Annotated in this window: 20 protein-coding genes and 1 pseudogene; 8 read left to right on the top strand and 13 right to left on the bottom strand. The window is 50.3% G+C overall.

Features of this window, described 5'->3' with window-relative positions:
* Positions 1-251: 251 nt before the first annotated feature.
* Positions 252-500 (bottom strand): YheV family putative zinc ribbon protein, encoded by a 249-nt coding sequence (locus tag EYZ66_RS00105; protein WP_040816343.1) that lies wholly within the window; start codon positions 498-500, stop codon positions 252-254.
* A 50-nt stretch (positions 501-550) separates the two neighbouring features.
* Here EYZ66_RS00105 and EYZ66_RS00100 point away from each other — a divergent pair, with 50 nt between their 5' ends.
* On the top strand, positions 551-1,105 hold the full coding sequence (locus tag EYZ66_RS00100) for a gamma carbonic anhydrase family protein (protein ID WP_009575351.1): 555 nt from the start codon (positions 551-553) through the stop codon (positions 1,103-1,105).
* Positions 1,106-1,109: 4 nt separating this feature from the next.
* Here the strand turns inward: EYZ66_RS00100 and aroE are convergent, their stop codons facing one another.
* The 6 genes from aroE to EYZ66_RS00070 form a co-directional block, all read right to left on the bottom strand.
* Positions 1,110-1,967: a shikimate dehydrogenase gene (aroE, locus tag EYZ66_RS00095; protein WP_009575350.1), complete on the bottom strand. Its 858-nt coding sequence runs from the start codon at positions 1,965-1,967 to the stop codon at positions 1,110-1,112.
* 2 nt (positions 1,968-1,969) lie between these two features.
* Positions 1,970-2,866 carry an oxygen-dependent coproporphyrinogen oxidase gene (gene hemF / locus EYZ66_RS00090; RefSeq protein ID WP_009575349.1) on the bottom strand — a complete coding sequence of 299 codons (897 nt, stop codon included), beginning with the start codon at positions 2,864-2,866 and terminating at the stop codon, positions 1,970-1,972.
* Between the two features lie 12 nt (positions 2,867-2,878).
* Positions 2,879-3,436, bottom strand: coding sequence for an L-threonylcarbamoyladenylate synthase type 1 TsaC (gene tsaC / locus EYZ66_RS00085; protein ID WP_040816341.1), 558 nt, complete (start codon positions 3,434-3,436; stop codon positions 2,879-2,881).
* Positions 3,437-3,440: 4 nt separating this feature from the next.
* Positions 3,441-3,944, bottom strand: a complete 504-nt coding sequence (gene purE, locus EYZ66_RS00080) for a 5-(carboxyamino)imidazole ribonucleotide mutase (RefSeq protein ID WP_009575347.1) — start codon at positions 3,942-3,944, stop codon at positions 3,441-3,443.
* Positions 3,945-4,016: 72 nt separating this feature from the next.
* The gene (gene dprA / locus EYZ66_RS00075) at positions 4,017-5,138 is read right to left on the bottom strand and encodes a DNA-processing protein DprA (RefSeq protein ID WP_009575346.1); all 1,122 of its coding nucleotides are present in this window, start codon (positions 5,136-5,138) and stop codon (positions 4,017-4,019) included.
* A gap of 36 nt (positions 5,139-5,174) precedes the next feature.
* Positions 5,175-6,239 (bottom strand): LysM peptidoglycan-binding domain-containing protein, encoded by a 1,065-nt coding sequence (locus EYZ66_RS00070; protein WP_009575345.1) that lies wholly within the window; start codon positions 6,237-6,239, stop codon positions 5,175-5,177.
* A gap of 152 nt (positions 6,240-6,391) precedes the next feature.
* Between EYZ66_RS00070 and def the strand changes: the two genes are divergently transcribed.
* The 5 genes from def (at position 6,392) to EYZ66_RS00045 (ending at position 12,046) form a co-directional block, all read left to right on the top strand.
* On the top strand, positions 6,392-6,898 hold the full coding sequence (gene def, locus EYZ66_RS00065; protein WP_040816363.1) for a peptide deformylase: 507 nt from the start codon (positions 6,392-6,394) through the stop codon (positions 6,896-6,898).
* Complete coding sequence (fmt, locus tag EYZ66_RS00060; protein ID WP_009575343.1) at positions 6,898-7,866, top strand: methionyl-tRNA formyltransferase; 969 nt, start codon at positions 6,898-6,900, stop codon at positions 7,864-7,866. The genes def and fmt overlap by 1 nt, the downstream gene beginning before the upstream one ends.
* On the top strand, positions 7,863-9,140 hold the full coding sequence (gene rsmB / locus EYZ66_RS00055) for a 16S rRNA (cytosine(967)-C(5))-methyltransferase RsmB (RefSeq protein WP_009575342.1): 1,278 nt from the start codon (positions 7,863-7,865) through the stop codon (positions 9,138-9,140). The genes fmt and rsmB overlap by 4 nt, the downstream gene beginning before the upstream one ends.
* A 77-nt stretch (positions 9,141-9,217) precedes the next feature.
* Entirely contained in the window at positions 9,218-10,594 is a 1,377-nt protein-coding gene (trkA, locus tag EYZ66_RS00050) for a Trk system potassium transporter TrkA (RefSeq protein WP_009575341.1), read from the top strand.
* 3 nt (positions 10,595-10,597) lie between these two features.
* Positions 10,598-12,046, top strand: coding sequence for a TrkH family potassium uptake protein (locus EYZ66_RS00045; protein WP_040816339.1), 1,449 nt, complete (start codon positions 10,598-10,600; stop codon positions 12,044-12,046).
* A 5-nt stretch (positions 12,047-12,051) separates the two neighbouring features.
* Here the strand turns inward: EYZ66_RS00045 and djlA are convergent, their stop codons facing one another.
* Both djlA and EYZ66_RS00035 read right to left on the bottom strand, forming a co-directional pair.
* Entirely contained in the window at positions 12,052-12,849 is a 798-nt protein-coding gene (gene djlA, locus EYZ66_RS00040; RefSeq protein ID WP_009575339.1) for a co-chaperone DjlA, read from the bottom strand.
* Positions 12,850-13,737, bottom strand: coding sequence for a lysophospholipid acyltransferase family protein (locus EYZ66_RS00035; RefSeq protein ID WP_009575338.1), 888 nt, complete (start codon positions 13,735-13,737; stop codon positions 12,850-12,852). It abuts the gene before it with no gap.
* A gap of 122 nt (positions 13,738-13,859) precedes the next feature.
* On the opposite strand from EYZ66_RS00035, the gene glyQ reads away from it, so the two are divergent.
* Positions 13,860-14,783: a glycine--tRNA ligase subunit alpha gene (gene glyQ / locus EYZ66_RS00030; protein WP_050793393.1), complete on the top strand. Its 924-nt coding sequence runs from the start codon at positions 13,860-13,862 to the stop codon at positions 14,781-14,783.
* Between the two features lie 2 nt (positions 14,784-14,785).
* Positions 14,786-16,849, top strand: coding sequence for a glycine--tRNA ligase subunit beta (glyS, locus tag EYZ66_RS00025; protein WP_040816336.1), 2,064 nt, complete (start codon positions 14,786-14,788; stop codon positions 16,847-16,849).
* A 92-nt stretch (positions 16,850-16,941) separates the two neighbouring features.
* Here the strand turns inward: glyS and gyrB are convergent, their stop codons facing one another.
* From gyrB to dnaA, 4 genes and pseudogenes are all read right to left on the bottom strand, one after another.
* The gene (gyrB, locus tag EYZ66_RS00020; protein ID WP_009575335.1) at positions 16,942-19,359 is read right to left on the bottom strand and encodes a DNA topoisomerase (ATP-hydrolyzing) subunit B; all 2,418 of its coding nucleotides are present in this window, start codon (positions 19,357-19,359) and stop codon (positions 16,942-16,944) included.
* A 61-nt stretch (positions 19,360-19,420) separates the two neighbouring features.
* A pseudogene (gene recF / locus EYZ66_RS00015) lies at positions 19,421-20,698 on the bottom strand (DNA replication/repair protein RecF); the annotation flags it as partial.
* A gap of 132 nt (positions 20,699-20,830) precedes the next feature.
* A complete protein-coding gene (dnaN, locus tag EYZ66_RS00010; RefSeq protein WP_009575333.1) occupies positions 20,831-21,958 on the bottom strand; it encodes a DNA polymerase III subunit beta in 1,128 nt (375 codons plus the stop codon).
* A 44-nt stretch (positions 21,959-22,002) separates the two neighbouring features.
* Positions 22,003-23,454, bottom strand: coding sequence for a chromosomal replication initiator protein DnaA (dnaA, locus tag EYZ66_RS00005; RefSeq protein ID WP_009575332.1), 1,452 nt, complete (start codon positions 23,452-23,454; stop codon positions 22,003-22,005).
* Positions 23,455-23,749 lie beyond the last annotated feature (295 nt).

Here is a 23,749-nt window from a genome sequence, read left to right as displayed (position 1 = left end):
TGAAGCGCCTCGCGACATCAAACACGGTACACGACGATAGCCTGTGGAAACTGATCGATCGCGCAGCGGCGAGATTATAGACGATGTTTCAACGAAAAACACTAAGAGCCTGATTCAAATCAACTTTTCTAAAAGCAGCGAGTTGAGTCGAAAAATCCCTACATCTAGCCAGACCTGGCTCAAAAAAACACCACATATGGTTGTTTAAAACATTACAATGTTTTTATGGGCAAGAAGTTGTACAAATCGTGTTAAGAATCTTTTTTTGCACCAAGAGAGGGATCCATCAAGCGAACGGGTTCGGCCGGGGTTTCGGTTCGACGCGACAGACCCCGACTGACACGAGTCGGCAATTCTGAGGGTCCTGGGGCTTGAGGCCGCGCTTCTTGAAAACCGCAGTCGACGCACTCTCGTAAATCCGCATCCATATCGACCACAATCGTATCCATTTTTGCACATCGTGGGCACACGGCTCCCGCTATAAAACGACGTCGACTCATAGTATCCTCCTATTTTGCACAGTGTAGCGTTTCTGAGAGGTGTGAGGTATATGGCGGCCGTTCGAAAATTTAAACAGTGGACACCAAAGCTTGGTAAGCGAGTGTTTGTCGATAAAAGTGCCGTGGTCCTCGGAGACGTAGAGCTCGGCGATGACGTCAGTGTTTGGCCACAAGTATCAGTTCGCGGCGATATGCACCGAATTCGGATTGGCGCTAGGACCAGCGTACAAGACAACAGCGTGTTACATATCACCCACGCCGGCCCCTTCAATCCCGACGGGTGGCCGCTCATCATCGGTGAAGATGTAACTATTGGTCATAGCGTCACCTTACATGGGTGCACGATCGGTAATCGCGTGTTAATTGGGATGGGGGCAATCGTGATGGACGGCGCTATCGTTGAAGACGAGGTCGTCGTGGCCGCAGGCGCATTGGTGACACCCGGGAAAACGCTCGAAAGCGGCTACATGTATGCGGGTTCACCCGCCAAACAAATTCGCCCCTTAAAACAAAAAGAACGCGACTTTTTCACCTACAGCGCGGGTAATTACGTGCGGCTTAAAGACGAGCATATCGAAGAGTACGGCTGCGGTTACGATTGGTAGCCGGTTAAGCTGCGGCTAAAGAGCCCCGAAGGTGATTAATCACACTCGCAGTATCGGGCCGCTCTTGGTGCCATATATAAAAACTCTCCGCCGCCTGTTCGACCAGCATGCCCAGACCATCAGACACCGCCCATGCCGCGTTCTCTGCGGCCCAACGCATGAAGGCGGTAGGCTCAGCACCATACACCATGTCGTAGCAACAACAGCGGTCGCCCAATAGCGAGTCTGGCAAGTCAGGCGTTTCGCCTTTTAGGCCTGCGCTGGTCGCGTTGATGATCACGTCAAACGCCAGCTCAGCACTGAGATCCGTTAAACCTCTCGCCCACACCTTACCTAAGTCGGCAAATTCTTGCGCCAAGGTCTCTGCTTTAGCAAGTGTTCGATTGGCCACCACCAAACATTCAGGGCTCTCCCGGAGTAAAGGCTCCATAACACCGCGTGCGGCGCCACCTGCGCCGAGCAATAAAACCCGTGCGCCTCGCAAATTCCAACCGTGATTTGCGACCATATCTCGTATTAAACCGATGCCGTCAGTGTTATCGCCATAAACGCCATCACCATCGGGTTTCAATGTGTTACAGGCCTTTGCTCTCACAGCTCTGGCGCTGTGACGCGAAGCCAGCTGGTAAGCCTGCTCCTTAAACGGCACGGTGACATTGAGCCCTGAACCACCCGCTTTAAAAAAATCCGTCACTGAGCGATCGAAATCGTCCAGTTCTACGCGAATAGCCCGATACTGAAGTGATATGCCAGTTTGTTTCGCAAATTCTGCGTGGATAAATGGCGAGCGGCTTTGTTTGATCGGATTACCAAACACCGCATACTTTCGCTGACCAACCACCATCTTCGTGTCATCGCTCATAGCTATACCCACTCTTTCGAGATCAAGTACTTGGACAATAAATCTGCTTCCGGTGACCCCGCGTCCGGCTCATACGCGTATTCCCATCGAACCAAAGGGGGCAAAGACATCAAAATAGACTCTGTACGCCCATTAGATTGCAGCCCAAACAAAGTGCCGCGATCGAATACCAGATTGAATTCAACATAACGCCCCCGACGATAGAGCTGCCAATTACGCTCGCGCTCGCCATACGCTATGTCACGACGACGCTCGACAATGGGTCGATACGCTCGCAGATAAGAATCACCGACCGAGCGCATAAAATCAAAACAACGCTCAAACCCACCTTCATTCAAATCATCATAAAACAAACCGCCGACACCGCGGGGCTCTTGCCTATGGGGTAAGTAAAAGTAATCGTCACACCAGCGCTTATATTTTGGGTACAGCGCCTCACCAAAGGGCTCACACGCCGACTTTGCGGTTCGATGCCATTCAACACAATCTTCTTCAAACCCGTAGTAAGGGGTCAAATCGTAACCGCCACCAAACCACCAAATAGGCTCTTCGCCCTCTTTTTCGGCCACAAACATTCGGACATTGGCATGCGAGGTCGGTACGTAGGGGTTTCTGGGATGAATAACCAAAGACACACCCATGGCCTGAAAGCTTCGACCCGCAAGTTCTGGTCGATGGGCCGTGGCCGATCCGGGCATTGATGCACCTTGCACGTGCGAGAAATTAACACCGCCTTTTTCGATCAACGCACCCTCAGAGAGTACCCTCGAGCGACCACCTCCCCCCTCGGGACGCTCCCACGCATCGGACGCGAACTCGGCGCCATCAAGGTCGCTTAATTCATGGCAAATCGCTTCTTGCAAGCCCAGTAGATAGTTCTTTACCGCCCGAATATCCATAGTATTGACCTATCACTCCCGCAGAGTTTCACCCGTTAGACCGTGCCGAATTACACTGGGCTTCTGTAAACCTTGGACCCGGCCGGGCATAATAAAATCCACTGAACGACCAAAATATTGCCTGACCGCCTGCGCCGTCATCGCAGGAACCTGTCCTGCCGGGTTAGCAGACGTGGAGATAATGGCACCGCCAGCCGCTCGGGCCAAGTCACGAACCACAGCGTACGCACTTAAACGGCACGCGATAAAGTCTGATTCGCCAGTGACCCAGCTAGGCCACAAATCATCATGCGGCACTAACCAAGTATTTGGGCCGGGCCAAGTCGCTTTAATGGCGTTTTTGCGGTCCTGTGGCAGAGTTCGTAATAGTGTGTCTGCCACACCCTCGTTCGCCAAGGCAACAATCAGCCCTTTTTGCCATGGCCGTTCTTTTAACGCCAGCAGGCGCTCGACCGCTCTTTTGTTAAGGGGATCACAGCCCAAACCCCACACACCTTCCGTGGGATAGGCAATGACGCCGCCACGCGCTAACACCGCTCGCGCTCGCAGGCAGTGAAAGGGGTAACGCATCGTCCTAACCTTTGAGTTGAGCCTGTAATGCTGCGTTTTTATCTTCGATTGCGCGAGCGTTATCTGCACGCTCTTCGCGCAAAGCCTCGGCTAATGCGGGGTCGGATACTGCAATGATTTGCGCCGCTAAATAAGCCGCATTTTTGGCGCCCGCTTTACCAATCGCAACTGTCGCCACCGGAATACCCGCTGGCATTTGCACGGTAGAAAGCAAGGCGTCTAAACCGTCCAGAGACGCATTCATGGGCACACCGATGACGGGTTTTACCGTCGTCGCCGATACTGCGCCAGCCAAATGCGCAGCCATGCCCGCCGCTGCGATAAAAGCAGCGCACCCGCGTTTATCAGCGTCCTCAACAAAAGCCTTGGCAGCGGCTGGCGTACGATGTGCTGAGGTAATTCGAACTTCAAAGGGAATGCCGAATTTTTTCAGAACCTCGAAGCTGGCTTCCATAACGGGTAAATCGGAATCAGAACCCATAACGATCGCAACAAATGGTGCGCTCATAATCACTTTCCTCTGGTTGCTTATTGCAAAGATAGGGCGCGCATATTAACAATGAAACCCAGTAAGGTAAATTTAAAGTCGAACGTAGCCAAAACCCGACACGGTGATGCAGTTAGCCAACTCCAGTTCCAGCAAGTGTTCTTGCACCCAAGTAACAGGCTTTTTAACCCGCGCCGATAAATCGACACTGCTGACCGGGGTATCGCCCATTAAACGGAGTAGGCGCTTGCAATCGGGACTTAACACTGCAGTAAGAACAGTTTGATCTTCGGGCATCGACTGTAGCTCGAGTCTCAAATCTGTTTTTGCCAACGCCAACCAAACGTCTTGAAGATCTCGAATTACACCGGCGCCATCAACCACAAGATCCAAACACCCCAGACCCTGATGGTGTAACACCGACCATGGGAAAACCATCAGTTCTTTATTTTGGTCCAAGGCATGGCGGGCCGTTATCAAGGAGCCACTGTTACGCGCGGCTTCAACGACTATGACGATACGAGACAGTCCGCTGACAATCCGATTACGTTTGGGAAAGGTATAAGGAGTAGGGCCCGTGCCAATGGGGTGGTCAGACAGCAAACAGCCGCGCTCAAGGATCTGTTGTGCCAATCGATGATGTCGCTTCGGGTAGACCTGATCGATACCCGTACCGAGCACCGCAATAGTGTGCCCCGATTCCAAGGCGCCTATGTGCGCAAAAGCATCAATTCCAATCGCCATACCACTGGTAACGACTAAGCCATTAGCAGCGAGCTCGCGGGCGTAGGTTTGCGCCAATTTCTGCGCTTGCGGAGATGCTTTGCGCGCACCCACCATCGCTATCTGCGGGGTATTCAAGTCCTGCCAAATCCCTCGCCGATACAATACGGGCGGGGGGTCGGGAATTTGCCGCAGCAGTGTCGGATAGGCGGCATCACTGGGAATTAAAACCTGAACATCAAGATCACGAAGCAAATCGACAACCTGCCGCTCCTCTGGGCGTAATCGTCCAGAGCAAATTCGCTGCAACACGGCTTTATAAATGACGGAGGACGCTCCAGTGTCCGATTCAAATGCAGCCCACGCTTGAGCTGAGCCGGCCAAAAGTGCAGACACACTGCCAAAGTGCGTAAAGGCAGCTGCAAGCGACGGATCATTGCCGCGGGTGGCGCTGTGCAACAGCGCCATAACTTCCTGTTCTGAGAGGTCCATAGATCATCCTTGATCGACCGATGTAAATGTTGTTTGTTACGGGGTTTTCACTTTATCCATGACAGACAAGGGTCGACTCGCTTTGAGTACGACCGCCAAGCTGGACTTGTCGAACACTTCAAAGACCATGAGCAAGCCGGCGCGCACATCCGGCAAACGCACCATGTCGCCCTCAAGTTCATCACGCACGCGCGCGCCAGTTTGATAAATGTGCAGCATGTGGCCCACTTCTAGGCCGTCGCGAGCGCCTTTATTCAGTATGACCGTATTCAATGAACCTATTTGATTGACCCCACCCTCAACGGCGATCATGTAGCCGTCGCTCACCTCAAATTCTGGGGCGCGGGGTTGATACGCCGCGTCTAAAATTCGTTCCCGCAGCGGCAGTAAACGATCCCCTTGACGAATTTCTTCTTTTACCGTTTTAACTTCGAACTCGGTTAAATCCGAGCTGTTAGAAGAGCTCTCAAGTTTTTGGGCGGACCCAATTAAGCGCGCCTCAAGACCCAAGGCTTCGCCAGTAACGGGATCTTTGAACTGCTGACCTACGCGATACACTCCATACATGGTGTCTTGCTTTGATTGGGTTCTGGCATGAATGGCACCCCGAGCAACCACAACATCGCCAGGTGCACTTAATAGGTTCTGTTTGTTGGAGGCCAGGATGTAGGGCGCATTTTCGGCTTGTTCTTTGTCTAACACACGATTACGGCGCAAAAATGCACCTATTTCGTCTAGCCCGATTAATGGAATGGCTAAATCTAAAGGCGTGACACGCATTCCAGGTTTGAGTTTTACCTCGCCACCGCGTGAAATACGTAATTGTGGTCTACCACCCTTAGGCACACGTAAACTCAGGACATCTCCGGGGTAGATCAAGTCTGGGTTATCGATGTGAGGATTACCTGCCCACAATTCCTGCCAGCGCCAGGGCTCAGACAAGTACATATCGGCAATATCCCACAAGGTATCGCCTGACTGGACGCGGTATTCTGTCGGCGCACCCGGATTTACCTCAAGCAAATCTTCAGCGTTAGCGGTGCTTGCGATAACTAAGGACATGAACAGAGCCCACCACAGACGACTGACTCGACACAACATAACTAGGCAACCTGTTATTTCAAACTTTTGGATATGACAGCATGATACTCTTTGTGGGCAAAATTCACAGCCCCTGAGCGATTTCGATGAAACGTTAACCTGCACTTAGCCATTGCGGTATAATGCGTGGTGAACTTAACGACTTTACGATTATGGCTTTACTGCAAATTCTAGAATTCCCTGATCCTCGCCTGCGCACCATCGCCAAACCTGTGGCAGAGGTCACAGACCAGCATCGCGCTCTTATTAAAGACATGTTCGAAACCATGTACCAGGCGCCGGGCATTGGTCTTGCAGCAACACAAGTGAATGTGCACGAGCGCATCCTCGTGATCGACGTCAGCGAAGACAAATCAGAACCGCGTGTATTTATTAACCCCGAAGTAGAGGTACTTGACCCGGAGCTGGGAGAATACGATGAGGGGTGCTTATCCGTTCCTGGCTTTTACGACACCGTATGCAGACCTCAGCGAATCAAGGTTCGAGCTCTCAACGAACAAGGTGAAGCCTACGAAGAAGAACTGGGTGGCTTATTAGCAATTTGCTTGCAACACGAAATTGACCATTTGGACGGCAAGCTGTTCGTCGATTACCTGTCTCCCTTAAAACGCAATCGCATCCGCAAAAAGCTTGAAAAAGCCCACCGAGCAAAAGCCTAATGGCGGCACAGACTCTTCGCGTAGGCTTTGCTGGAACGCCAGAATTTGCTGCCAAGCACCTGCAAGCGCTACTGCAACATGGATTCGATGTACCTCTCGTACTCACGCAACCCGACCGACCCGCGGGGCGCGGCAAAAAGCTCATGCCAAGCCCAACGAAAATCGTGGCAGAAGCGGCCAACATCCCGGTTTGGCAACCCACCAGCCTAAAAGATGACCCTATCCAAAAAAACCTGGCGGATCAAAACCTCGATGTACTTGTTGTTGTTGCTTACGGCATGTTGTTACCTCAAGCGGTGTTAGATATTCCGAGGTATGGTTGTTTGAATGTGCACGCATCCTTGCTCCCACGCTGGCGCGGCGCAGCACCGGTGCAACGAGCGGTTGAAGCAGGCGATACCGAAACTGGTGTTTGCATAATGCAAATGGAGGCGGGCTTGGACACGGGTCCTGTTCTTGCGGTGCAGACCTGCCCTATAACATCAAGGACAACGGCAGGGTCTTTATTCAGCGAACTCGAAACACTCGGGGCGAAAACACTTATTACCACGCTTCAAGACCTAAAAAACCTGCAAGGCCAAGCTGAACCGCAAGATCACGACAAATCAACTTACGCCCACAAAATTGTCAAAGCTGAAGCCTTTATCGATTTTAGCCAATCAGCCCTTACCGTGGATCGCAAGATTCGGGCTTTTTACCCATTCCCGGGTGCTTTTACCAGCGCCAATAACGAGCGCCTAAGAATTCTTGAAGCAGCTGTCCTTGATGACACAAGCCAATCAGAGCACCCCGCGGGGACTATTCTCGAAGCCGACGGCAAAGGCATTCAGGTGCAGTGCGGCGCAGGCATTTTAAGCCTTACTCAAGTGCAACTGCCCGGTGGTAAGGCCTTAGCAGTGAAAGATGTGCTCAACAGCAATAAGAACCCCTTCGCCGTAGGTGCAATACTGGGTAGACCTCTGGCATGAACCCCTCTATTGCCAGACTCAGCGCGGTTCGAGCTGTAAGCCAAGTCCTGACAGGTCACGCGATTCGGGTCTCGGATTTTGATCAGGGTCTGGATCCTCAACAAAAAGCATTTGCTCACCAACTAGCGCAGGGCACCATCAATGCGCTACCAAGACTCAGTGGGTTGCTCAACCAATTGCTATCGAAACCCATCAAACCCAAAGAAGCCGAAGTTCATGCCATTTTGCTGACCGGCCTATATCAAATTGAGTACATGCGGACCCCGGACCATGCGGCAGTCAACGAAAGCGTGAATCTGGCGAAAAAACTTAAAAAAACATGGGCGATTAAACTCATCAACGGTTGTTTACGTCGCTTTCTCCGAGAGCAAGATACGCTGCGCGCAAATCTAACCACCGCGGCGGAAGCAGCGCATTCTGAGTGGATGTACCAAATGGTCGTCGCACAATGGCCAGAACGCGCAGCAGAGATTATTGACGCCAATAATCATGCTGGGCCGTTGTGTCTGCGAGTTAACCCTCGGCATCACTCTGCTGGCGACTACCTACAGACACTCCGATCTATGGATATTGATGGCACACTGTCCGAACTCGCACCCGAGTGTATCCGTTTACATCAAGCTTGCTCCGTAGAAAAACTTCCAGGCTTTGAGAAAGGTTGGGTGTCAATCCAAGACGAAGCGGCCCAGGTAGCCGCTCAACTCTTCGCGATCGAACCCAAGCAAAAAGTGTTAGACGCGTGCTCCGCACCTGGAGGAAAAACCTGCCACTTAGCGGAGTTATATCCTGACGCCTACTTTGTAGCTCGCGACATAAATAGTGAGCGCTTACTTAAAGTGAGAGAAAGCGCCGAACGGCTTGGGTTAAATATCGACATACAAGAACTCTCTCAAGCGCAGGACAACGAACGGGAGTGCTTTGATCATATTCTTGCCGATGTGCCATGCTCGGGCTCTGGCGTTGTTCGTCGGCACCCCGACATTAAGACCTTGCGATTGGCGTCAGATTTAGCACAATTTCACGCGCAGCAACTTCAGATTCTGCAGAACCTATGGCCCAAACTCAAACCGGGTGGAACGCTTTTGTACGTCACTTGCTCGATCTTCGAGCAAGAAAACGATCAAACCATCCGGCTGTTTCTGCAACAAGAAACGCAAGCTTCAATACAGGCAATTAACAAATCATGGGGGTACGCCACAGAGTTTGGGCGTCAGCTTATTCCCCAAAGAGACGGCTCGGATGGGTTGTACTTTTGTCGCGTACAAAAAGCTTGAAGCCACAAACAAAAACACTGGGATTCTAAAGCAGGATTCAGTATGGTACGTAAAACCTTAGTAGGCACCGAATCACGATGAAAATCATCATACTAGGTGCAGGTCAAGTAGGCGGAACGCTCGCCGAACAGCTGGCCAGCGAACAAAACGACATTACCGTAGTAGACACTGACGCCGCTATCCTGAGAGGACTGCAGGACCGCCTCGATATTCGCACAGTTGAAGGGCCTGCATCCTTGCCCTCGACCCTGGAACGCGCCGGAGCGGCAGACGCCGAGCTCATTATTGCAGTGACCAACAGTGACGAAATTAACATCGTTGCCTGCCAGGTCGCGCACAGTGTGTTCAATAGCCCTAAAAAAATTGCTCGAATTCGGGACCAAGATTACTTGAACTACCACTCCCGCCTGTTCGAAGAAGCCCACATACCTATTGACGTCATTATTGGGCCCGAGCAATTGGTTACCCAAAACATCAAACAACTTATCGTCAATCCCGGTGCGCTGCAGGTGTTGGATTTTGCAGACGGGCGCGTGCAGCTAGTCGCCGTCCGCGCGGTGGCAGGCGGGCCTATTGTTGGGCATCAGCTCAAAGAAATACGCGAGCATATGCCAAAAGTTGATACTCGTGTCGCCGCTATTTTCCGCCAAGATCGTCCGCTGATTCCCGAGGGCGATACCATCGTCGAGGCCGGAGACGAGGTCTTTTTCTTGGCAGACCGAAAGCACATTCGCAACGTTATGTCAGAACTTCGACGAATCGATAAGGACTATCGCAAAGTGATCGTCGCTGGCGGCGGTAACATTGGTAGCACTCTAGCGTTGGCGCTCGAGGACCAGTATGACGTCAAAATCATCGAGCAGAACTACCAGCGATGCCGAACACTTTCGGAAAAAATGAAGTCCGCGCTAGTGCTGCACGGGAGTGCCGCAGATCCTCAGCTTTTGCGTAACGAAAATATTGAAACCACCGATGTGTTTTGCGCTTTGACCAACAACGACGAGTCCAACATTATGATGTCGATGTTAGCCAAACGAATGGGGGCCAAAAAAGTCATCACACTCATTACCAATCCAGCTTACTCCGAGCTTATTGGTGATGAAATCGATATCTCAATTTCACCCCAACAAATCACGATTGGCACATTGCTCACTCATGTCCGGAAAGGTGATGTCAGTAGTGTGCACTCACTTCGACGAGGAGCGGCAGAATCTCTTGAAATCGTCGCAAGAGGTGATAAAAAATCATCCAAGGTCGTGGGCCGCCGACTCGATGAGATTAAGTTGCCTGCGGGCGTCACGATCGGAGCAATTGTGCGCGGCAACGACGTCATTATCGCGCACGGACATGTCGCGGTTGAACACGAGGATCACGTCATTCTTTTTGTAACCGACAAAGCCCGAATAGGGGAAGTCGAGAAGCTGTTCAATCCGGGCTTTGGATTTTTCTTTTAGGTTATGTCGTTAGCAACCTCCTTTAGAATTCTTGGCATACTGCTTATGTTGTTTTCGACCGCTATGCTGCCCTCGCTTGCGCTTGCGTGGCTTGATCAGGACAACACGATAACGGCGTTTATTGATGGTTTTTTAATTACCCTATTGGGTGGGTTCTTACTGTGGGCTCCCTGCGCAGGTGCGCATTCAGAACTCCGTATTCGCGATGGCTTTTTCGTAACGTCTTTATTTTGGTTAGTTCTTGGGACCTTTGGAGCGGCGCCTTTGTGGTTAGCACCCGACCTTGGTTTGACCTTGCCCGCGGCCATTTTTGAGTCGATCTCGGGGTTGACGACTACGGGGGCGACGGTCCTGGTCGGACTGGATGAGCTACCAAGATCACTGTTACTCTATCGTCAGTTACTGCAGTGGTTAGGCGGTATCGGAATTATCGTAGTCGCCATGGCGATCTTGCCCATGCTCGGGGTCGGAGGTATGGCATTGTATCGGGCCGAAACGCCAGGCCCGTCTAAGGACAACAAGCTGACGCCTCGTATCAGCGGCACCGCTCTCGCCCTGTTTTACGTCTATATTACCCTCACCTTGGCGTGTGCTTTGGCTTATTACTTGGCCGGTATGAATAGCTTCGATGCCATTGGACACGCGTTTTCAACGGTTGCCATTGGTGGCTTTTCCACCCACGACGCAAGCATGGGCTACTTTAACAACGATAGCATTTTGTGGATCAGCAGCTTGTTTATGGGGATTGCCGCCATTAACTTTGGTCTACACTTTTTTGCTTGGAAACACAAAAGCCTGAAAGGTTATGCTTCCGATCCTGAAACGGGTTTCTTTTTGCTTTGTCTTACAGCGAGTATCGTTGTAACTTGCCTAATATTACTCGCCACAAAAACGCTAGATCCGCAAGAAAGTGTGGTGCACGGCGTCTTCCAAGCAGTATCTATGGCAACTACGACCGGCTTCACGACAACAGACTTTTCGTCTTGGCCAACCTTTCTTCCTATGATGCTGATATTGTTTTCGTTTATCGGCGGCTGCGTGGGCTCTACGGGGGGTGGCCTAAAAGTGATGCGGGTTTTATTAATCGTGAAACAGGGCTTGCGCGAGATGCGCCAGCTCATCCACCCTCAAGCCATCATTCCACTGCGAGTCGGCGGACGTCGAGTAGATGCAGCGATAGTAAGCGCGGTGTGGAGCTTTTTCGCCGTTTATGTCATCGCATTTTTGATGATCTTGTTACTTTTAATGGCAATGGGCTTAGATTTTTTAAGCGCTTTCTCTGCCGTAGCGGCGTCATTAAACAACCTAGGCCCAGGCTTGGGTGATGTGTCTGCGAACTACTCTACCGTATCGGACCACACGAAGTTAGTGCTGGCATTCACTATGCTACTAGGTCGCCTGGAAGTATTTACGTTGTTAGTCTTGTTTACACCCATGTTTTGGCGCCGTTAAGCGCTCTATACTTTTGCGCGCTGCTTTTTAATCAACTCATAAGCCGCTTGGATTTCTTGCGACTTCTCCGTCGCGAGTTTGACCATGGAGTCTGGCACGCCTTTAGCGATCAGTTTGTCTGGGTGATTCTCACTCATCAGCTTCCGGTAGGCGCGCTTGACCTCAGCATCGCTGGCGGTTTGTTGCACGCCTAAGGCGTCGTAAGCTACTTGAATGTCATTAACAGGACCCTGGGACCCCGGGGTTTCATGGAAACGGCCTTGCGCTTGCGCCATTCGTAATAAGTGAGCGACCTGAGCTTCACTAAATCCGAGCAATCGGCCAATATGATCAAGAACATTGCGCTCGGCGGGATCCATCGTGCCATCGGCAAGCGCCATTGAAATTAAGAAAAGCAGTAGCGTTTGCTTCAACTGCGGATGGCGACCAGCGAGACCTAAGAAATCATTAACAACCACCTCTAACTCAAAGTCTTTACTTGACCCCTCTTTAAATAACGCAATTGCCCGCTGCCGACCTCTCGTGTCTAAACCCATTTGAGAGATTAGCGCCTCGGCATGAGCTATTTCGGATTCACTGACCCGCCCATCGGCCTTCGCCAGGCAACCCAGCAGTCGAAACGTGGTCGTAAAAAAGCTTTCTTGAATTTTTGCTCGAAACTCAGGCGAAGCAAATTGCGCTAGACCACCCAGACCTTTGTCAAACGCATGACCCACCCAAAGCCCTAATAACAAACCCAAGGGGCCCAAGGTTAAAAAGCCAATAAGGCCCCCTACCAACTTTCCCATATACTGGTTTTTCATTTAGTTACCTCGATGGTAGGGATTTGGACCCTGTTGTGGTCGAACTCTAAAGCGCTTATACGTCCATTGATACTGCTCAGGATAGGGTGCTAACAATTCGGCTATACCTCGATTCATAACGGTCATCGCTACCGTCAGGTCTTCAGTATATATTGCGTCATCGGCGGGCTGGATAAGCACTTCAAAACCTTGATCTACTCGATACGCGATTAAATAAAACAGCCGAGCACCGGTTCGCTGAGCAAGCTTCACTGCCAATGTGGGGGTAAAACACATCTGACCCATAAAAGGTGCGTTACACCCGGCCGAAACATCCCTTGGTACTTGATCTGGTAGGACACCAACCGCCCTGCCCGATTTCAAGGCACGTGTTAAACCCACAACGCCCTTTGGCGTGGTCGGGAACGTTGTCATACCGAAACGACCACGAGCTTTCACAATAAATTCCTCGAGCCCAGGCTGCTCGGGTGGTTCGTAAAGACAAGACAGCGGTATCAGCGTATTGATGTAAAGCCCTACAAATTCCCAGTTGCCCATGTGCGGCGCTAGAAACACGACCCCTTGGCCTTCCGCTTGGGCCTGGGCCAAATAATCCGCACCACGCACCTGTACCACGAGTTTATCGAGTTCGCTTCGAGAGCCTTGCCACACCCGACCAAGCTCAGAAAACCACTCACCCGCAGCCTCTACGGAACGCTTCGCGAGAGCAGTCTGCTCTCGTTCACTCAAGTGTGGAAAGGCAAGCTGAATATTCACTTGGGCGATATGCCTTTCACGTAAGTGCAAGGCCCAAACCAATTTGCCAAGCCAACGCCCTGTGCGGCGCGCCCAAGATAAAGGCATCATTCTGAGTAAAGAAAGGCCCGCTTTGATTAAAGATGTTGTCATTCAACCCTACTAAGTCGGCCCCTTGGACCCAAGCCCGTATATCGTCCACCCATAAGTCTGTATAATACGGCGCTTTGTACAGCTTGTGTAGCGAGGTTGGCGTGTCTGCAGACAATCCAGTGATGTCTTTCCAAGAAATTATTCTCACCCTGCAAAAATTTTGGGGGGATCACGGCTGCGTCATTATTCAACCGCTAGATATGGAAGTTGGCGCAGGAACCTTTCACCCAGCAACCTTTCTACGCGCCATCGGCCCGGAAAACTGGCGAGCGGCCTATGTTCAACCCAGTCGGCGCCCTACCGACGGGCGCTATGGGGAAAACCCAAATCGCTTGCAGCACTATTACCAGTTTCAAGTTGCGCTAAAGCCTTCACCCGATAATATCCTCGACCTATATCTCGACAGCCTAGCGGCTCTCGGCATTGATTCCAAAGTGCATGACGTGCGTTTCGTCGAGGATAATTGGGAGTCACCAACCCTAGGTGCCTGGGGATTGGGTTGGGAAGTTTGGCTCAACGGCATGGAAGTCACCCAGTTTACCTATTTCCAGCAAGCTGGCGGCATCGAATGCTTCCCTGTGACTGGCGAAATCACCTATGGGCTTGAGCGTATTGCCATGTATATTCAGGGCGTTGACTCTTGCTACGATCTTGTTTGGGCTCGAGGGCCTGATGGAGACATTACCTACGGTGATGTATATCACCAGAACGAAGTTGAGATGTCGACCTACAACTTCGAAGAAGCGCCTGTTGACTTTCTATTCACCCAGTTTGATCACCTAGAAACCGAGGCAAAACGTCTCGCGGATAAAGGCCTGCCACTACCCGCCTATGAAATGGTGATGAAGGCCTCGCATACATTTAACCTACTCGATGCTCGCCATGCAATCTCTGTGACGGAGCGACAACGCTTCATCCTTCGCGTTCGGACACTTGCAAGAGCCGCCGCACTCGCCTATTACGATGCCCGAGCAAGGCTGGGCTTTCCTCAAGCCAGCGCTGAGATGCGCGATGAGGCACTGGCAAAATGGAACAAAGAGGTTTAAGCATGAGCGACGCGTTTTTAATTGAAATTGGAACCGAAGAGTTACCACCAAAATCACTTCGTGCTCTAGCCCAATCGTTTCATGATGAAGTGGTCGCCGGCTTTTCGCACTTAAATCTTGCACCTGTGGATAGCAAGTGGTTTGCAACGCCACGCCGTCTCGCCGTCAGAATTAACCAACTCCCCAGCAGAAGCCCAGATACACAAGAAATCGTTCTCGGGCCGCCTGCTGCCGCCGCCAAAAACGATGCCGGTGAATGGACACCTGCAGCGATTGGGTTCGCAAAAAAACAGGGGGTTAGTGCTGACGCGCTCGAATTGATCGATTCCGACAAAGGCCCTCGACTTGGGTTTACGAAGACCGTGCCGGGTGCACAAACCGAACTTGTTGCAGCCCATGTCGTCAATGAAGCCCTCGCCAAGCTGCCCATCGCTAAACGCATGCGCTGGGGTTCATCACGTACAGAGTTCGTCCGCCCAGTGCATTGGGTAGTCTGTTTGTATGGCGACAACGACGACCTTGGAACTATTTTTGGACTCACCGCATCTAGGGTGTCACACGGCCACCGCTTTATGGCGCCAGAACCCATCAAAATCCGCTCTGCTGCAACATATGAAGAGGATTTACTGGCCGCGAAAGTCATTGCTAATTATGAAAAACGCAAAGCAATGATCCTAAAACAAGTAAAAAACCTGGCCGCCACGTATTCGGCTGATGCACAAATTGACGACGATTTACTCGATGAGGTCACCGCCTTAGTCGAATGGCCCGTCGCCTTATCTGGTGAATTTGATCGCGACTTTTTGCGAGTCCCGTCAGAAGCACTCATTGCATCAATGAAAGAGCACCAAAAATACTTTCACCTGCAAGACGCAGAGGGCGAGCTTTTACCTCGCTTTATCACGGTTGCCAACATCGAAAGCCCTGAGCCCGAGCGAATCGTACACGGCAATGAACGCGTCATTCGCCCACGACTTGCTGATGCTGCTTTCTTTTACGATACCGATTTAAAAACCCGGCTAGCCGACAGACGAATCGTTTTAGAAAAGATGACATTCCAGCACAAGCTTGGGTCCGTATACGATAAGGTCGTCCGCGTAGCCTCTTTGGCGTCATTCATCGCAACAAAAATTGGCGCCGACGCCAGCATTGCAGCCCGTGGTGCCGAGTTAGCAAAATCAGACCTAGCATCAGAACTCGTCAACGAATTTCCGGAACTGCAGGGTATCGCTGGCGCTTACTACGCTCGAGCAGAAGGTCTGGGTGATGAAATTGCAGACGTCATCGAACAGCACTATCTCCCCCGATTCGCAACAGACGACCTGCCAGATAACCTTGAAGCCACCGCCGTCGCCATAGCAGACCGCTGTGATACCTTGGCGGGCATATTCGCGATCGGAGAAATTCCATCAGGCTCTAAAGACCCCTTCGCACTCCGCCGAGCGTCATTGGCGGTGTTGAGGTTAATTATTGATAACAACCTCAACCTAGACTTAGCGGAACTGTTTTCTGAAGCACTTCGTCGATTGCCCTTTGACGTACCACCGAACAGTCTTGAAAGCCTGATCGCATACCTTAACGAACGATATTACGCTCGTTACGAAGCTCAAGGGATCCCCATTACGACTGTTCGTGCGGTGATCAATCAGGGGGTCAATGAACCGCTTGATTTCCAACGCCGGCTCAATGCGCTTGTGGTTTTTTCAGACATGCCAGAGGCTTTGGCGTTAGCGAGCGCTTACAAACGCGTGGGTAATATTCTTGCAAAGGCGGACGCAAGCAAACCAATCTACAGCGACGAACTGCTAGTTGAAACCGCCGAACACGCTCTGGCCAAGGCGCTTCAGGCACTCAAACCAGCACTAGACAAAGCGATCAACGCTAAAGATTATTCTGGGTATTTGACACACTTAGCGTCTTTGCGGGAACCCGTTGATGTCTTTTTTAACGAAGTCATGGTCAATGCGGAAGACGACAAATTAAGACAAAATCGCTTGGGTTTGCTCGCGACTTTAGCCGCCTTGTTTGGCGCTGTCGCAGATCTAAAAGAGCTGGCTATTTCCTAAGCAATCACGGCGAACTAGAAAACGATTCTGTGACGCCATAAAAAAACCCCGCTACTGAAGCGGGGTTTACAAAAACCTATTTCTTAGATTGGTTAAACGTCCAGATTCGCCACATTCAAGGCATTTTGTTCGATGAATTCGCGACGCGGCTCCACTTGATCACCCATCAATGTAGTGAACATTTGGTCGGCCATAATCGCATCTTCAATTGTAACCTGCAGCATACGGCGAGTTTCCGGATCCATCGTGGTTTCCCATAACTGCTCAGGGTTCATTTCACCCAGACCCTTATAACGTTGGATGCTGTAGCCTTTTGCGGCTTCGGTCATTAACCAAGCAAGAGCCTCGGTAAATTCGCGAACAGGCTGCGATTTATCGCCTCTACGAATTGCGCCCTCGGGGCCGATCAAGTCGCCTAAGGTTGCACCCAACGCCGTGAGCTGCCGATATTCTGCCGAACCAAAAAAGTCTCGGCCCAACACCGTTTCGTACTCAACACCATGGTTGTAAAACTTCACCACCGGCAGATAAAGGTTGCGCTCTTGGTCTTTGCGGACGTAAACGGAGTACTCACTTCCATTTACGGAGTATCGCTGTAAGCGATCGCTCAAGTCTGCACCAAACTTTTGTACGCTTTGTTCATTTGCCATAGCATCAACAGTAAGTACTTCGCTATAAACCAAACGCCACAGTACGTCATGGGTATACAAGCGCGCCAATCGTGAAATGGTTTTATCGACAGCTCGGTACTGCTCGACTAGCGCTTCAAGAGCTGCACCCGCAATTGGAGGAGCTTCTGGATCCGTGATCAAGGCCGCGTCTTCTAACGCAGATTGAGTTAAGAACGCATTCAGTGCATCATCATCTTTTAAATATTGTGACTGCTTTCCTTTGCTGATTTTATACAGTGGTGGCTGCGCAATATAAATGTGGCCGCGCTCAATAAGCTCACGCATATGCCTAAAGAAGAACGTCAGAAGCAAGGTTCGAATATGCGAACCGTCGACATCGGCGTCCGTCATAATGATAATGGAGTGATATCTAAGCTTTTCAGCATCGAACTCTTCTTTACCGATCCCACAACCCAAGGCTGTTACGATAGTTCCGACTTCTGCGGAGCCGAGCATCTTATCGAAGCGGGCTTTCTCGACATTAAGAATCTTACCCTTAAGTGGCAAAATGGCTTGAAACTTACGATTTCGGCCCTGCTTCGCGGATCCGCCAGCAGAATCCCCTTCTACAAGATAAATCTCTGACAATGCAGGATCTTTTTCTTGGCAATCCGCCAGCTTTCCTGGCAGACCAGCAATATCCAATGCGCCTTTACGACGCGTCATCTCTCGCGCCTTACGTGCTGCTTCCCGTGCTCGAGCAGCATCGAGCATTTTGCCGACAATAGTTTTCGCGTCACCTGGGTTCTCAAGAAGGTAATCGTTCAAACGCGCCGACATAGCTTGTTCAACGGCGGTTTTGACTTCAGAAGACACCAGTTTTTCTTTAGTCTGCGACGAAAACTTAGGATCTGGGACTTTAACTGAAATAATGGCTGTTAGGCCTTCACGCGCATCGTCGCCTGTTGTGCCAATCTTAGCTTTTTTACCCAAGCCTTCGCGCTCGATGTAAGAGTTCAGTCCGCGGGTTAGCGCGGCTCTAAAGCCAGCCAAATGCGTGCCACCATCTTTTTGCGGAATGTTATTCGTGTAGCACAAAAGATTTTCTTGAAAAGAGTCATTCCACTGCAACGCAACCTCAACAGCCACGCCTGTTTCTTCATCTGCTTCGTTCGCAAAATGAAACAACTTATTAATAGGTGTTTTGTTGCGGTTGAGGTAGTCAACGAAAGCGCCTAAGCCACCATCATAATTATATGTTTCACTCTCGCCAGACCGTTCGTCCGTTAATTTAATGTTCACACCAGAGTTCAAAAACGCTAACTCGCGAAGACGCTTCGCTAAAATATCAAAATGGAATTCAATATTGCTGAAGGTCTCCGGCGACGGTGAAAAGCGAACGGTTGTTCCCGTGTTTTGAGTTTCACCAACGACTGCAAGGGGTGCTTGTGGCACGCCATGTTGGTAGTGCTGCTCAAACACTTTGCCTTGCCGACGCACGGTAAGCGTTAGTGAAGACGACAGTGCGTTAACGACTGACACACCAACACCATGAAGCCCGCCAGAAACCTTGTAGGTATTATCATCAAACTTACCGCCCGCATGCAGTACGGTCATAATCACTTCGGCCGCTGAGACACCCTCTTCATGCATTTCCGTCGGTATTCCGCGACCATCATCAGAGACAGTAATCGATTCATCAGGGTGTACAACAATCTCGATGGTCGAACAAAATCCGGCTAGTGCCTCATCAATACTGTTGTCAACGACCTCAAACACCATATGATGCAAACCGGTGCCATCATCCGTGTCACCGATATACATTCCTGGGCGCTTTCGTACAGCGTCCAAGCCCTTTAACACGGTAATACTTGAGGAATCGTAATTTTGATTCGACATAAAAGAGATAACCCTAGTTGAAAACAACTGCGATTATAGCACGTGTGGGCCCGATTGGGTGCTATTCGGCAGCCCAGATCCGACCGTGTTCCACGTGGAACACCTTGAAGTCATCTATCGATATCGCATCCAATAGGGGCTTTAATGGCTCTATCGCCGTTGACGTCGCAAACACCTGAACACCGCCTTGCATTATCATCTCTGCCAGCAGTCGACCCAAAGCGACAACTCTTGGTCTATCAAACTCCGCCGCAATATCATCTAAGAGTACCGACAATGTATTTCCAGCGGCGGGCGCGAGTGCCTGCACTTGCGGATCACGGCCAGCTTCTGTGCGCGCCCCTTTCGAGGCGAGCGTGCCAGCACTGCCCGCATGGAGGAAGAACCGCACTTGCGCGAGCTTCATTGCCAGAACAACGAGCTTAAGCTGCCCTCGAGAGAGAACGTCTCTCGCAAGTCGGGCTTGTCCGGCGACGTCTTTCCCAACAACAACCTGAATGTCGGCTCGATGTGGACCAAACTGCGTAAAGCCGCGGCTCATATCGCTAATCTGACCTTGCTCTAGGGCTTCCGCCAATGCCACACCCTGGCCCCAACCACTGCGGTAGCCCAACTTCACACCCAGAGCTCCACCGCCCAACTCTCGTAACATGTCCTCAAATAAGTCTCTCAGAACCAAAAACTGAGCCTCGCGATACTCGCCGACTTGAGCGCCAAGGGCCGATACGGCCTGAGTCCAAGTAGAAAGCTCGTGTGGGTCATGATCGATGCTCGAGTTTTTTGGGTTCGCCAATCGCATCTGATTGGCGATTCGACGCAGTATGGAGTTTCTCTGCTGCAGCGCATTAGCGTATCGTTTTGACACATCTCGAAAGCCATGTTCCACGTGGAACACAGCCCAGTCCAGGTAGCGCCGCCGCTCAGCGGCACCACCTGTCAACAGATCAAAGGTGTCGGAATTCACGGCAATCGTTGGGAGCCGAAACGCCATCTCTGACAGCCTTTGTAGTTTCTCCCCATTAATCTTTATCTGTATGTCGCCATTTGCCGCTCGCGACAAACCCATCCTTTCCACGCCAAGAGCTTGCCCATCGCCGCGCACACTTCCGGAACCACCCATGACGCTTTCGCCAAAAACCACCAGGCGCTCGCACCCGTAACGTACCAAAGCATCTTTTTGACCACCCTGCTTACGGAAAGATCTGCCGTAACCTAACGTGTGTATTGCCTCTAGTACCGAGGTTTTCCCTACTCCGTTGTCACCCAGAAACACATTCACGGGCGACAAGTCGCCGATCTCCTGCATCGCTATATTGCGAAGATTTGCTATCTGAATGCGCGTTAACATTTATAATGAAAGCCTAGTTCTCGTTTTTCAGGGTTTGCACTGTTTGTTTCATCGACACTGATATACAAAAAAGGCCCTTTGAAAAGAGCCTTCGTTATGAATGAAACCTACCAGAAAGGCGACTTATAACCTCATAGGCATAACGACGTACATCGCGTTCGCGTGTTCGTCTGCCGCTTCAAGTAGTGCACTGCCGCTCGGATCTGACAGACTTACTTTGACGCTGTCTTCATGGATCACACCCAGCACATCCAGCAAGTAACTGACGTTGAAACCGATCTCGAGCGGCTCACCTTGGTAATCCACCGATATAATCTCTTCCGCCTCTTCTTGCTCGGGGTTATTAGCAACCACCTGCAACTGATCTGATGATAAATGTAAGCGAATACCCCGATACTTTTCATTACTTAAGATCGCCGCTCGCGATAACGCGCTCTTCAACACATCGCGCTCTCCAACAACAGTCTTGGTCGAGTTTTTTGGCAACACCCGCTGATAATCAGGAAATTTGCCATCAACCAACTTGCTGATAAACGTAAACGATGCCGTTTCTACTTTTAAGTGATTATCGCCCAAAGCAACCTCTGCGGGCGCGTCACCGGGCTGTAACAAACGGGACAACTCCAGCACACCCTTCCTGGGTAGAATAATTTGTGTGGCATCTGGTCCAGATAAACCTTGGACTACTCCTTCACTTAATACGATATGACTGGTTGCCAGTCTGTGCCCGTCAGTCGCGACAACGCGGAATTGATTGGCGTTTAACTCCCATAACATCCCATTAAGATAATAACGAACGTCTTGCTGAGCCATAGCAAACCCTGTTTGCTCAATCAACGCTTTTAAGGCTTGCTGATCAACGGTCATAGATCCTCTAACATTGAGCGAATCGACCAGAGGAAATTCCGTCGCTGGTAAGGTCGCCAAGCTAAATCGCGATCGTCCCGATTTCACCACAAGCTTTGCCCCGTCTTGGGCTAACTCAATGACGCTGCCATCGGGCAACGACTTACAAATATCAAACAGCTTTCGGCCCGGCACTGTCACCGAACCACTTACTGAATCACTATCTTCCAAGGTCACTCGGCCAGTGAGTTCGACTTCCAAATCGGTACCAACCAATGATAATTGAGACCCTTCAACATTAACGAGCACATTGGCCAATATTGGCAGTGTTTGGCGACGCTCTACAACGCCTGCCACCAGACTCAAGGGCTTGACCAGAGCTTCTCTTTCAATTGAAAACTTCATCGAAAATCCTTAACTATTCTTTCTACTTTTGTTCGTAGTCTCATTTATGTTGTTAGGGCCCTGAGAAGGTTCTTTACATCTTCTCTGATATCGTTATTTGTACCTTTTAGCTCTTCTATTTTACGGCATGCATGCAGTACTGTCGTGTGATCTCTACCACCAAAACTATCGCCTATCTCCGGCAAACTGTGATTCGTTAATTCTTTAGCTAGCGCCATTGCTACTTGTCTTGGCCGAGCCACTGAACGACTACGTCGTTTAGACATCAAATCGGCAACTTTTATTCGATAATATTCGGCCACAATTCTTTGTATATTATCTAAACTCACCTGTTTGTCTTGAAGCGCCAACAAATCTTTTAAGCTATCCTTCACCATCGCAATATCAATGGGCTTCTGATGAAAGTGAGCACTTGCTATCACACGTTTTAATGCACCCTCGAGCTCACGGACATTTGACCGTATACGTTGAGCGATAAAAAAAGCGGCATCCTCTGGTAGGAATACACCTATCTGGTGCGCCTTTTTCATTAATATTGCCACGCGCGTTTCTAGCTCTGGTGGCTCGACAGCAACCGTTAAACCCCAGCCAAAACGAGATTTCAACCGCTCTTCTAAACCGTCTATTTCCTTTGGATACCTGTCACAGGTTAATATCATTTGGTGGCCACCTTCAAGCAACGCATTGAAGGTATGGAAAAACTCTTCTTGCGATCGTTCTTTACCCGCAAAAAATTGTATATCGTCAATTAACAAAGCATCTACAGATCGATAGTACCTTTTAAAGTCAGATATCGCATTTAATTGGAGCGCCTTAACCATATCCGCTACAAAACGCTCGCTGTGCAAGTAAATGATATTCGCATTCGGGTTGTCTTGTCTTAAAGCATTACCTACCGCATGCATCAAATGGGTTTTTCCCAAACCGACGCCGCCATAGATAAACAAAGGATTGTATGCGAAACCAGGATTATCTTTGACCTGCCGCGCCGCCGCTAACGCCAACTGATTAGACTTACCCTCTACAAACGATTCAAAAGAGTAATGTTCGACCAAGTTGTTTTGATGCGATAAACCACCCTCTACTTGTACTCCGGTATTACGCGTTGTCATTGTCGTGGGCGCATCGGTCTTCCCCACAACCGACAAATTAGGGGCATCTTGCTTAACTGACGTGGTTGTTCGCACAAACGCTCGAGGTGTTGAGCCTTGATTCGCAATACCGAACTGTAAATCTAGGCGCTGATCGCCAAGCTCAGATCGAAGGACTTCCTGGATGCGATCATTAAACTTTTCTTTTACGAAGTCTTTTATGAAGCGATTGGGCGCCAATATATGACAGGTAGCATCTTGTTGCTCTAACTGGAGAGGCGCAATCCACGTTCTAAATTGTTGGTCAGGTATCTGCTCGGACAACCTCGCCAAACAATCTTGCCAACGTATTTGAATCACATCTGCCCCCGCTTCGGGACGGCCATCACGCCGTTCCAATGTCATATGTCACCTATGCTTCTTATCACTGTGGGCAAATCATAATGTGTTTTAACTGATTTATCCACAACCCTTTTAAAGTTTTTATTTTTTTTATAATAAACATAGGCTTAGTTCAATTTCAAAGAAATCAAGACAAATATTTTATATTCTTTCTGTGGATAACTTTTGTATAAGTTGTTCACAAGGCGTGGGTTTCTTGTTTGTTTGTCCACACACCCAATTTGCGCTTTTTTACGTGTTTACTGATGTTTTATGCTTGCTTAGGGAATAGAAAGGCTCTAGAATACGCGCCCTTTAA

Origin of the sequence: Aequoribacter fuscus, from assembly GCF_009910365.1 — a bacterium.
In the GTDB taxonomy this organism is placed as follows: Bacteria; Pseudomonadota; Gammaproteobacteria; order Pseudomonadales; family Halieaceae; genus Aequoribacter; species Aequoribacter fuscus.
Note: the sequence above shows the minus strand (reverse complement) of the source record. Positions and strands in the feature narration are given on the sequence as shown.